At 43.5% G+C, this 12,254-nt stretch carries 10 protein-coding genes; 6 read left to right on the top strand and 4 right to left on the bottom strand.

What is annotated here, in order from left to right; all coding sequences use genetic code 11:
• Window positions 1-41 precede the first annotated feature (41 nt).
• Window positions 42-209, bottom strand: a complete 168-nt coding sequence (locus tag K5620_RS17915) for a PA3496 family putative envelope integrity protein (protein WP_016403511.1) — start codon at window positions 207-209, stop codon at window positions 42-44.
• A gap of 449 nt (window positions 210-658) precedes the next feature.
• Here K5620_RS17915 and K5620_RS17910 point away from each other — a divergent pair, with 449 nt between their 5' ends.
• From K5620_RS17910 to K5620_RS17900, 3 genes are all read left to right on the top strand, one after another.
• Window positions 659-1,210 (top strand): cytochrome b, encoded by a 552-nt coding sequence (locus tag K5620_RS17910; protein WP_016403510.1) that lies wholly within the window; start codon window positions 659-661, stop codon window positions 1,208-1,210.
• A 16-nt stretch (window positions 1,211-1,226) separates the two neighbouring features.
• Window positions 1,227-1,805 (top strand): YceI family protein, encoded by a 579-nt coding sequence (locus tag K5620_RS17905; RefSeq protein ID WP_016403509.1) that lies wholly within the window; start codon window positions 1,227-1,229, stop codon window positions 1,803-1,805.
• 336 nt (window positions 1,806-2,141) lie between these two features.
• Window positions 2,142-2,477 carry a DUF3634 family protein gene (locus K5620_RS17900; protein WP_016403508.1) on the top strand — a complete coding sequence of 112 codons (336 nt, stop codon included), beginning with the start codon at window positions 2,142-2,144 and terminating at the stop codon, window positions 2,475-2,477.
• A gap of 45 nt (window positions 2,478-2,522) precedes the next feature.
• Here K5620_RS17900 and K5620_RS17895 read toward each other — a convergent pair whose 3' ends face one another.
• Together K5620_RS17895 and K5620_RS17890 are read right to left on the bottom strand one after the other, a co-directional pair.
• Entirely contained in the window at window positions 2,523-3,527 is a 1,005-nt protein-coding gene (locus K5620_RS17895) for a glycosyltransferase family protein (protein ID WP_152784182.1), read from the bottom strand.
• A gap of 11 nt (window positions 3,528-3,538) precedes the next feature.
• Window positions 3,539-4,636, bottom strand: coding sequence for a glycosyltransferase family 4 protein (locus K5620_RS17890; protein WP_016403403.1), 1,098 nt, complete (start codon window positions 4,634-4,636; stop codon window positions 3,539-3,541).
• A gap of 149 nt (window positions 4,637-4,785) precedes the next feature.
• On the opposite strand from K5620_RS17890, the gene K5620_RS17885 reads away from it, so the two are divergent.
• Window positions 4,786-5,841 carry a glycosyltransferase family 4 protein gene (locus K5620_RS17885; RefSeq protein ID WP_016403402.1) on the top strand — a complete coding sequence of 352 codons (1,056 nt, stop codon included), beginning with the start codon at window positions 4,786-4,788 and terminating at the stop codon, window positions 5,839-5,841.
• A 352-nt stretch (window positions 5,842-6,193) separates the two neighbouring features.
• Here K5620_RS17885 and K5620_RS17880 read toward each other — a convergent pair whose 3' ends face one another.
• Entirely contained in the window at window positions 6,194-7,099 is a 906-nt protein-coding gene (locus K5620_RS17880; protein WP_016403401.1) for a LysR substrate-binding domain-containing protein, read from the bottom strand.
• Between the two features lie 188 nt (window positions 7,100-7,287).
• Here K5620_RS17880 and focA point away from each other — a divergent pair, with 188 nt between their 5' ends.
• Both focA and K5620_RS17870 read left to right on the top strand, forming a co-directional pair.
• The gene (gene focA, locus K5620_RS17875; RefSeq protein ID WP_016403400.1) at window positions 7,288-8,811 is read left to right on the top strand and encodes a formate transporter FocA; all 1,524 of its coding nucleotides are present in this window, start codon (window positions 7,288-7,290) and stop codon (window positions 8,809-8,811) included.
• A gap of 979 nt (window positions 8,812-9,790) precedes the next feature.
• Window positions 9,791-12,238, top strand: coding sequence for an EAL domain-containing protein (locus K5620_RS17870; protein ID WP_016403399.1), 2,448 nt, complete (start codon window positions 9,791-9,793; stop codon window positions 12,236-12,238).
• The last annotated feature ends 16 nt before the right edge of the window (window positions 12,239-12,254 follow it).

Here is a 12,254-nt window from a genome sequence, read left to right as displayed (position 1 = left end):
AGGGGGAAGTGCCAACACTACCCCCTCCGCGATTACTGTGACTAGTTATAGTCTTCGTCTATGTAGCGTTCTAATTGTTTCCGCTCGTTGTATTCGTCGATGCGGCGACGAGCACGTGCTTTGTCCCGCTGGTTTTTATGACTTTTTGCGTTATGGACCAGGTCTTCTTCATCCCATTCATCCATATCATCAAAGCGTGATCGTTTCATAAGCCTACTCCAAGCCTTACTTTATTGGGCTCAATATACCTAGTGTTTTGTGCCCAATGTGATTTCTTCTCGCGGCTGCGAGACACGCAAAATGTGCAGTAAAAAGTATAGTAGGTAAAATGAATATTTTATTACTGTAATGTGACGTTAGCCTGCCGCAAACAAGCTATGCCATAGCGCATAGGTAACTTTCCACTTGGCTGATTAAATCTTGGTTTTTAAGGCGCTTTTAAGCTTTATTTAGCACTATGCTTTAAGACTAAAAGTACAAATAAACTAAGATCTTTTGCTGATGTTTTGTTGCTTTTTTGAGAGAGAAGTAAAACTTTGAGCGGTTTTCTTTCTAATTGTTCGAATGGTTTTTCACATAAAATTCAATTTTTTTCATTGTGGATTTAAGCGATGCTAGTTTCATCGACGTAATATCAGAAGATATTTAAGGGGACCGAGTGAGTATTCGCAATACCAAACAGACTTATGGATGGGTAGCCATTGTTATCCATTGGTTGGTGGCATTAAGTGTTTTTGCTTTGTTTGGGCTAGGGTTATTTATGGTTGATTTAAACTATTACTCTAGTTGGTACCAAACCGCCCCGATGATCCATAAAAGTGTTGGGATATTGTTGTTTATGTTGATGCTATTCCGGCTGATTTGGAGAATGTTGAATCCACATCCAGAGTCTCCAGCTAACCATAAAGCTTGGGAAAAGCAGGGAGCTAAAGTCGGTCATTGGCTGCTTTACGCACTATTATTTTGTTTAATGATTTCGGGTTACCTAATTTCTACCGCCGATGGACGTGCCATTGTAGTGTTTGAATGGTTTGAGGTTCCCGCCACTATTACCGGTATTGCTCAGCAAGAAGAGCTGGCTGGTGATATTCATGAGATTTTAGCTTGGGCACTAATTGTATTGGCTGCAGGTCATGCCTTTGCTGCTCTAAAACATCACTTTATAGATAAAGATAACACCTTAGTTCGAATGCTTAAGTCGACTAAATAACCTAAAGGGACAGACAATGAAAACACAACTTAAAGCCGCATTATTGTTAGCCAGTACTATGGGCTTAACCTTACCGGCTAGCGCTGCCGATTACACCATTGATACTCGCGGTGCACATGCTTCAATTAACTTTAAAGTTAACCATTTAGGTTACAGCTTTGTAGTAGGCCGCTTTGATACCTTTAGTGGTGACTTTAGTTACGACCAAGCGGCGCCAGAGGCGACTACCGTTAGCGTTAAAATTGATGCTACTTCGGTGAACTCTAATCACGCTGAGCGCGACAAGCACATTCGCAGTAAAGACTTCCTAGCGGTAGACCAATACCCAGAAGCAAGCTTTACAAGCAGCAAATATGAAGCGAATGGTGACGAAGGTGGCAAGCTTTATGGTCAGCTTACGCTGCGTGGCGTGACGAAAGACATCGTGATTGATGTGACTAAAGTGGGTGAAGGTAAAGACCCATGGGGCGGTTATCGTGCTGGTTTTGTTGGCTCAACAGAATTAGTGATGAAAGACTTTGGTATTCCTACTAACCTTGGTCCTAAATCTACTACCGTAGCAATGGACTTAGTGATCGAAGGTATTAAGAAGTAAGTTTAAGGTTCTCGCTGTCAGCTATGACAGCGAGTCTTTTCCTCCCGCCTATTTTTCACTCTTAATGAGCTGGTTTTCTGTACGTTTAACTTAATTATCTAGTTAACTATTGTTCGCTTTTGTCAAATTATTGAAAATGTTTTCAAGTTGTTGTTTGTAAACATTTTGTTGATCAAGCTATCAAAACAAGCATAAATTACTGATTGCTATCAAAATTTTGAACTTAAACCTAGTCAATTGAAGCGCATAATATTACCCTTGTTGAGTTTATTCACTTCAAGGCTCAATAACGCTTTGATTTTACTCGGCTAGCAACTAAACACAGGGAGTGTTCGTTTGACTATCAGCATAGTGATTGGCTTTATTGCTTTAGCAGTTTTGGTGTACCGTTTGAGGCATATTCATTACACCTTTGTGTGTGAATTGCGTTCCGGAAAAGTCACCGTGGTTAAAGGTCATGTGCCAAGTTCATTCGTTCACGATTGTCGTCAAATGATGCGCGGCCGCAAGGTTGTTGGCTTGGTTAAAGGTATTAACAGTGACGGAAAAATGAAGCTGCGCTTTTCTTCTTCCATTGCCCAGTCTGACCAAATCTATTTGGAAAAACAATTTCCTCATAAACTGTATGACAGCAAATCTTCGGATATAAACGGTAGTGTTTCTTTAGACTAAGAATTTACAATAAATAAAAAAAGCCCGGTTTATGCCGGGCTTTTTTTATTTGGCTTTAGAAAACATACTGAGTGGGGCGGGGGAGGCTTTTTGCTCCACACCCTTGATGGGGTCCCACACAGGCTTTATATACGAACGAAGCTTGGCGGCAATACGCACTGCCATATTTGCCCCATTAACCGGAACGTATAACCAACGGGCAAATAAAAACACCTTACGTCTAAATACCCATAAGTACATAGCTTGTTCGGAATAGAAGCGGTATCCCCAGCGCTGTTCAAAAAGGCGTGAGGAGGCTTCGGTATATTTAGGGTGCCAACGGAAGAAGAAGAACTTCATGTCGTACCAAGCCATTCTGGTGCCTAGATTATCAAAAATAATGATTGATTCAGGCTGAGTGACAATTTTGTAAGCCTTTTGACGAAGTTGAATGCCTATATCGATGTGTTCACGAATCACCATATCTGGCAGTTCAATGTCTTTTAAGGCCTTGGTGCTAAACAACACGCCATGTAGCTCGAACATTTCACTTTCTTGGATACCTTGAGGAAGCTCCTCAGGTAATGAGCGGCGAAAAGACTTATGTTCAATAAGGTAATCTTCACCTTGATAATCAATGGTATGAACTGCATTTGTGAATAGGTGATTACGTAACTCTGCGCCTTTATCAACACCTTCTTTCTCGAGTGTTACCGGGTTTACCACCGCAATTTGTGGATCGCTGTTGGCTATCTCTAATAGCGGTGGAAGCCAATTGGCCGTTACGTTTGAATCATTATCAAGAAACATTACGTATTCTGTTTCGATAAGAGGTCTCACTTTTTGCATTGCTTGAATTGGCGAGATTAAACCATAGCTAAGCAGTTCGGCATTATGGTGTTGAGCTAGCTCTTTTTCGATTTTTTGCTTAAGTGAAGACGGATAATCTAAGTCGATGACTTTTAGCTCAAAGCGTTGTTCGGTGCATAGGTATAAATTGCGAATACAATTAATAATGCCTGAGTAACGGTCTCGCGGGGTAATTACAACGGTTATCGAGTTCTTGTCCATGCTGCTCTCGCTTAAGCTTCCTTGAGAAGTTGGTTAAAAATACCTAAATAATTATTAATCATATGCTGGGTATCGAACTGTGAGCGAACACGCTGCTCCGCTGCCTCACCAAGTTTTTCGCGCAATGCTTCAGAATCAATTAGCTTAGAAATGGTGGCTGCTAATTGTTCTGGCTTTGCGGCCGGCACTAAAAAGCCGGTTTCACCATCTATTACAATATCGGGGATGCCGCCAACCTGAGTTGCCACTACAGGAGTATGGCGCAAGCCCGCTTCGATAAATACTAGACCAAAGGCTTCTTCTAACGAGGGTTGCACAAAAATGTCTGCAGCCTCCATCCATTCTGCGGTGTTATTAATTTGCCCAAGGAAATGCACCCGTTCTTGCAGTCCTAATTTATCGCGATAGCGCAGCAGCGCCTTGCTCTCTTTTTTTGAGCCACTACCTGCTATAAATAACTGGCAGCTTTGCTGCTGTGGCAACAGTTTAAAAGCCTTCAGCGTATCTTGATGGCCTTTAATTCGCCCTAAGTGGCCGGCACTAAACAAAATAATTTGATTGTCGGGAAGCTGGAGGTTTTTGCGCGCTTGAGCAGGTTGTAAAGGAGCAATTTGGGTATCGACTCCAGCATGATTAGCTAAGCAGCGTTGTTCGCTTAAACCCAGGTTTTGCATAAGCAACTGCCTGCGTTGCTCGGAAACTGCAACAAAGCAGTTGGCTAAGCGCCTTAAAATGCGATTTATTCGATTTTCTTGGTAGTAGCGTAAAATTGAACGATGAAAAGTAAGTACAGTAGGCACATTGCACACCTTAGCCGCCAAACCTGCCCAGATCATACTGCGGTCGCAGTGGCAATGAACTAAGTTAATCCGGTGTTTTTTAATCAATCTGACTAAGTTGTAAAAAATACAAGGGCCGTCAAAGGCCTTAGTATGCAGCACTTCTAGCTGGTCGGGTTGTTGATCGCTACTGTGAGGCGTTTTAAAACTTACCGGCAGCACAAACACACCGTTGTCTCTTAATCCAGCTACGGTGGTAATGAATCTAACTGTGCGACCGCCTCGCTCGAGGCTTTGTACCACCTCAAGTACTCGCAATGAAGAATCCATTCTGTTAAACCCTTTGATAAAAATTAACAATTTCTTTGAGTTAGAGAGTGATCCTTCACCCCTAACTGGCTTATCATAATGCCACTAAGGATAGTCAAATAAGTAATGATATTGTGAATAGCGCGTTAAGTAAAAAGATATCTCATGTTGTGAGTAGTTTACAGGTGGGAGGAGCAGAACGCTTTGTTATTGATTTATGTGTAGAACAGCGTGCTCAGGGAATGGAGCCTGAAATTATATCTCTGGGGCATCATGATGACCCTCTTGTGGCGGTTGCTGAAGAGCTTAATATTAAAGTGACGGTAATACGCGGCATGAAAGGTCTTGTGCAATTGCGCTTGTGGCAAGCTTATCGGCGTCACCCAATTATTCACATGCATTCTCCTTCTGCAGTTATGTTGTCCCTACCTATCTTGCCGTTTTGTTTAGAGCGTAAAATTGTTTATACCCGCCATGGCGCAGCGCGATTAGCGACTAATCGTTGGCGTAAAGTGCACCGCTTTGCCCGCCGATTTATCGACAGCATTTGTTTTGTTTCGGAAGAGGGTCAGCAAATCTTTCACGAAGAGCACGGATGGGAGCATGTAGATTCTTCGGTAATTGATAACGGTATTGCGATGCCGGAGGAGAAAGACATTGTTCCTCATCCGCAAGATGGGCGTTTACGTATTGGCTCAGTTGGGCGCTTAGTAAGCCTTAAACACCAAATTAGTTTGCTTGAAGCAATCCGCTTATTGCCTAGTGATATACAACAAAAGGTTGAAGTGCACTTTTTTGGCACTGGCGACCAGTTGGCTCCGCTGCAAGAGTTTACCCAACAGCATTTGGCTAATGCCGAAGTTGTTTTCCATGGCATGGTAAGCGATCGCAGCAAAATCTATAACTGTTTCGAATTGCTGGCGATGACGTCAAGAACCGAAGGTATGTCTTTGGCCATTATGGAGGCATTGGCCTACAAGCGGGCAGTGGTTGCCAGCAAGGTGGGCGGAAATGGAGTTCTGGTGCAAGAGCAGCAAAATGGTTGGTTATTTGATTTTGATGATAGCCAAAAGCTAGCAGAGATCATCCAAACTGCACTCGCTGAACCGCAGCGACTCATTGAATTTGGCCGCGCAGGCCGGCAACGGGTTTTGGATGAGTTTTCTTTACAGCGCACTCAACAGCAATATCAGAAGATTTATGAGGATTTTGGTACCAGCATATAACATTGGCCAATTTAAGCTATTGGCCTAACTCGATACTATTGTTATTGGTGTTTTTCTAGCAACTGGCTCTGTAGGCCAATGGCTAGGCAAGCTATTTGGTGAGGGCGCGCTTAGCGCCTTTTTTATTTTGCGGATTACCCATAAGCAAAATACTGCTGTAGCGAGCAGTGATAAAGCCACGGCCAGTGACTCCCATTGGTTTAGGCTCTCAGAGCTGGGAACTGTATTTGCTACGGCACTGCTGCTAAGTAAGCTAGATAAAAGACATAAGCGATTCATAAAGCACCTAGATTAAATGATAATCATTATCATTTAATCTAGGTGCTTTTGTTTTTATATGCAAGCCTTTTAGTTACATATCGCGATGGTGGACTTTGAACATGCGCTTCGCTTCAGTAATCACTAAGTCGCGAAGTGGGTTTTCGGGGGTGTCGTTACGCCATACAAAGGATAAAGACCGTTCAATGTTTAGCTCAGGTACGTTTAGCCTAACCAGCTCACCTAACTCTAGAGCTTTTATTACGTCTAGGTAAGGCAGGCAGCTTAAATAGCTATTGTTGGCCACTAAGGAACGCAGCACCGGCACGTGCTCGTATTCCCGGTGAACCTTTAGTGAGTCAATGGTGCCTTGAATAGCGCTATCAAATACTCTTCGGGTGCCTGCTCCTTGCTCGCGCAGTACCCAACGAGCCTGTTCGAGCTGGGCAATACTCACCCGCTCTAACTTAGCGTAAGGGTGGTGGGCGGCGGCCACAATCACCAAGTGATCGTTACACCATACTTGGTGAGCAATTCGGTCATCGTCACAGCGCCCTTCAATCACACCTAGCTGGTAATCGTAGTTAATTAAGCCGTTAATCACTTCAGCGGTATTTTCTACGGAAAAGCTAATGCGTAGCTGGGGGAAGTTATTATCAATATTACTGATGAGATCCGGGATTAAGTGTTCAGCAGCGGTTTGGCTAGCGCAAAGCTGCAGCTCGCCACTTACTAGCTGCTGTTCGGCAAACCCTTCTTCAATTTGCATGGCGTCTAACAGTAACTGCTTGGCCTTTGGCCGCAGCCACAGGCCCCACTGACTGAGCACCATCCGCTTGCCACGCCTATCAAATAGGGGCTTTCCTAATAGTTTTTCAAGCTGAGCCAACGACATGCTCGCTGCAGATTGAGTGAGCGCGAGCTTGTCGGCGGCTGCACTTACGCTGCCGTGGGTTGCAACGGCTTCAAATACGGTAAGTTGCTTTAAAGAATAGCGCATCGCTTACTCCAGAAATGTTTTTAAGAGGCTGTATTAGCTGCTAAGTATAGTAAACATAGGTGCTATAAGAAGTTTTGATATAGCTCATAAAAATTATCCGCTTACCAGCCCAACGCTTTATCGATATTGTAATAACACGTTCAGTCATTAGCGACTCTAGTTGCTTGTTATTACAGGTTTTAGTGTAGATGAATCATATTCAAGTGGAGCGATTGCCAGCTCCTACAGTAGTAAGCAGTGAAAAGCCTAAAGAGAGCATTTCATCCGCCGCGCTAAGCCCCGATCAAATGACCCAGTTTGCCGAGCAGTATGCTTATAAAAAGGCAACTAATACTACTGCTAAAACCTTGAGTTTAGCGCTTAGTGCTGGCGTGTTTATTGGTTTAGCTTTCGTTTTTTACATCACGGTAACTACTGGATCTTCAGGAGTGGGCTGGGGAGTTAGTCGCCTACTTGGTGGCTTGGCTTTTAGCTTAGGTTTAGTGATGTTGGTGGTATGTGGCGGTGAGCTATTCACTAGTAGCGTGTTGTCAATTATTCCGCGGGCCAATGGGCAGCTTAATACACGCGCCATGCTAGCTAACTGGAGCAAAGTATACCTAGGAAACTTTGTTGGCGCCTTACTGCTAGTACTGGTGGTGAGTGGAGCAAAGCTTTACCAGCTAGATCACGGTCAGTGGGGGCTTAATGCCTTATCTATAGCGCAACACAAATTAGAACATGGCTTTATGCAAGCGGTGATGCTGGGCATGTTATGTAACTTATTGGTGTGCTTAGCCGTATGGATGACCTTTAGTGCTAAAACCAGTGCCGCTAAAGCTGCCTTGGTGATATTGCCTGTCGCCATGTTTGTTAGCACCGGCTTCGAACACGTAGTGGCAAACATGTTTATGGTACCACTCGGCATTGCAATTAAAGCCTGGGCTGAACCTAGCTTTTGGGCACAAGTTGGCGTTCAAGCAAGTGCATTCGAGCACCTAACTTGGGCAAATTTTGCCTCACACAATTTAATACCAGTCACTATCGGCAACATTATTGGCGGCGCTGTGATTGTAGGCTTGGGTTACTGGTCGGTATATAGCCGCGGTAGTCAGCTTGAGCCTGTACGTCCTAAATTTTCTGTTTTATCAAATCAATATTCTGGTCCTGTTGGAGAACCTACTATGCAAAACTTAAAAACAATTACAGTCGCTGACATCATGTCTCCTGCCGACAATGCACTTAGCCCTGACATGACCATTGCAAGTGCTTGTGACGCGCTGGTAGCTCAAGAGTTATCTGGAGCGGTTGTGGTAAACGAAAACAACGAGCTACAAGGCTTTGTTTCAGAGTTAGAAATCTTAAGAAAACTGTGGCTAGAAGATTACAGCAAACCAAGTACAACAACCGTAGCAAGCATTATGCAAAAGGATATTATGACCGTGGCACCTAATCACAACTTATTAAAATTAGCTGAGTACATGAGTGTTGATGTTGCCCAAGTTTACCCAGTATCTGAGTCAGGTGTTTTGCTAAGCTCTACTCACCAACCTTTAGAAGAGCGTTTACGTAACAGTAGTGTTTACCGTCCGAAGATTTTCCCAGTAGTAGATAGTGGTAAACTAGTTGGTGTGGTTACACGTCACCAAGTACTTAAAGCCCTACGCCCAGCTTTAGGAGCTCCGGTAAAGTTAGAAGAGCCACAAGCTGAGGTGGCTGAATCAGTCGCGTAAGCTTTATCGCTAGGCTAGTGATGCTAGCTTGATATAAATTACTCTTATGAGCAGCTGCCCTTACGCAGCTGCTTTTTTATGGGCGAAAATCAACAAATCTAGCTTTTAGAATAAGCTTTAATCTTTATTTTACAGATAGTTAATGTAACTACTGTCCTATACTCATGCTGCTTTGCTTGTAGAGCCTACTTCTTTAACTATTTTTTACAAACTGAGCTATCGCTTACCTAGCTAACAAGTAAGACCTTAAAACTGTATTTGCTGTTTTCCAATAGAGGTAACTAAGGGACAGAAGTTATGATTAATAAAAATAAGGGCTTAAAGGGATTACGGCTAGCCGGTAAAGCGTGCTTTGGCGAGCTTTGTGGCGATATCAATGTTCGCTAGCTAGGCTGATTGTTTCGATTATGCTGCCAGTTCGGGGCTATTCCTATTGGTATCATAAAAAATGATGCTTGATCTAAGTTTTTGTTTTTGTGAGGATTATTTTCTGTTGTTAAGGAGGAGACTTTTGGCTTAAGTATTCTCATGTTTGATTGACAGAGTGTTTGAGCAAGTGCTGGTTTGCCTAAGGGCTGCTATTTCGGTTTAGCTCAGCCCCCAAAAGGCTTTGTTAAGCATTGAACGGGGCGAATTTGACTGAATGTAAGCAGTTTTAAAATACTTAGCTTGGTTTCAATGAGCTAATAACTGCACTTTTGTTAAGTTTTAAATATGTATCAGATTTATTGATTCATATGTAGAGTGCTATTTGAGGTACTTGATGCCACTTAGCTGCGAATAGTTTTAACTAAATTTTATCTGCAAAAGACTAAATAAGTGCCTTAAATCTTTGGGCTGTGAGCTACTTAAGTTAAGCATAAATACATAGCGCTAAAAGTGCTTGCTCAATTAAGCGTTGTTTTTGCAAAAATTAACTCATATATGGATGAATATCATGTAAAATCGGCGTTTGTTTTTTAACATATCTGGCTCAAGGATGAATCGGCGGATCTCTCTACGTTATATTTTGTTTGTTATTTGCATGTTTGCGGCTTTGCTGCCGACCTTAATGGTTAGCTCTTGGGTTCAGCATCAAGTTCAACAAAATGAAACCGCCACAGTGCATGAAAAGCACTTACTAATCGCGCGCAATCTAAGTACTGCACTGGCTCGTTATGCCAACGATACAGCAGCTATTTTTAGCAGTGCTAACCAGCAAATCAGTCTTGAACATTTTCATAATGACTTATCACCACTACTTAAAGAAATAAACTTATACGCCTTGTTTGAGTGGCAGCAAGGGCGAGGCCAACGCTTCTTTTATGGCGAATCATCCTTAAGCATTTTCAACAGTGTGCCTGCGCAGGTTCAAGTAGCTATGGAGCAAGCTCGAGCAAACAAAAACCAAGTGTATTTTAGTGGGGTAGTGGTAGAAGGGGTGCCTCAGCCGACCATCTTTTTAGCGGTTTACCAAGGCCAAGATCGTTTCCTAATGGGCGCTTTGGGCACTCAATACCTGCTAGAAAGTCAGTCTGAAGTGCGATTTGGTGAGCTAGGACATGTGGCTATTTTTGACCAATACGGGCGAGTTTTAGCGCACCCTAACGAGCAGTGGAGTATTCGAGCGAAAGATCTTTCTGGCTTAGCGCCAGTTGTGCTGATGCGAGATAACAACTTTGGTGTGAGTGAGTTTTATTCACCCGCATTGCAAGCCGACATGATCGCTGGTTACGCCAAGGTCGAAAATACTGGCTGGGGGATTATTGTTCCTCAACCCCTCACTGAGCTGCAGGCCTACTCTTTAAAACTGCAGCGCTATGCATTTTTTGTCAGCCTGCTTTGTGTATTTGTGGTGGGTGTAATTAGCTGGTATTTGGCCTGTATGATCGTGCGGCCAATTAGCCAAGTAGTAGATACTGCTCAAGGTATTTCTCATGGTGAGATGGGCAAGTTTGTAAACCCTAAACGCTGGTTTATACCGGTTGAGATTGCCGCGTTAATTGCCAAATTTAATGCTATGGCTGGTGAGGTTTATACCAGTAGAACCTTGTTGGAGCAGCGAGTTAAACAGCGTACTGCGGCACTGAGTAAAGAAGTAGCGGTGCGTAAAAAGGCCGAAGAACAAGTATGGCAGCAAGCAAACTTTGACCCACTTACCGGCTTACCTAATCGGCGTATGCTCAATCGGCTTCTTAGTGATGCCTTAGCCACGCGTTTAGAAACCGAGCGCGTGAGTTTAATGCTGTTGGATTTAGACCAATTTAAAGGCATTAACGATACTCTGGGTCACGACATGGGTGATATGTTGCTGCAAATTGCTGCTCAGCGTATTCAACATTGTATATTGCAAGGTGAACATGTCGCCCGCTTAGGTGGCGACGAGTTTATTATTTTGCTCAATGAATCCGGTGACGGTAGTAGGGTAGCGGAACTGGGGGAGGCGGTACTTAAGACTTTGAGCACCCCGTTCCAGCTTGGCATTGAGCGGGTGTATATTTCAACCAGTATCGGTGTGGCGTTTTCGCCAAATGACGGTGAGAAAATTGACGACCTTCTAAAACATGCCGACCAAGCAATGTATGTGGCCAAACAAGAGGGGCGTAACCGTTTAAGTTACTTCACTGCATCCTTGCAGGAGCAGGCTCAAGTACGCCGTTTGTTAGCAAACGATTTACGCCAAGCGGTCGCTAAAAAGCAGCTGCATTTACACTACCAACCCATTGTGGACTTGAATACCGGTGAGCTGCTTAAGGCAGAAGTCCTAGTACGCTGGTTACACCCTAGCCAAGGCTGGATAAGCCCTAGCGATTTTATTCATGTTGCTGAAGAAACTGGTGTGGTAGTAGAAATCGGTAATTGGGTATTTAGCACCGCGGTTGCTCAACTAAAAGCCTGGAAAGAGCGCGGCTTAAGTCCAATTCAACTAAGTATTAATACTTCTCCCAAACAATATTATGAAGCAGAATGCGATGTTAATCAGTGGCTAAACGAATTGTCGGAAGCGGGTTTATCTAGCGCCGATGTTGTAATGGAAATTACCGAAGGTTTGCTGATGGAAAACAGCCCTGTAGTGAATGAAAAGCTATTAGCCTTTAGCAAGGCTGGCGTTGAGGTAGCCTTAGACGACTTTGGTACCGGTTATTCTTCACTGGCTTACCTGCAAAAATTTGATATTGAATATCTCAAGATTGATCGCATGTTCATTCATAACCTTGAGCAAGACGGTGATGACTTAATTGTGTGTAAAGCGATTGTGGTGATGGCGCATAAACTGGGCATTCATGTTATTGCAGAAGGTATTGAAACAGAGCACCAAGCTAACTTACTGCGTGAAGCCGGATGTGATTTTGCCCAAGGTTACTGGTTTGCTAAGCCCTTGCCTCATGAAGAGTTTGAACTCATGCTTAGTGAAAGCTCGGCTTGTTTGCTGCCACAAAAGCGTTAATAGCCGTTCAACATTT

It is taken from the genome of Agarivorans albus (assembly GCF_019670105.1).
Lineage (GTDB): Bacteria > Pseudomonadota > Gammaproteobacteria > Enterobacterales > Celerinatantimonadaceae > Agarivorans > Agarivorans albus.
Note: the sequence above shows the minus strand (reverse complement) of the source record. Positions and strands in the feature narration are given on the sequence as shown.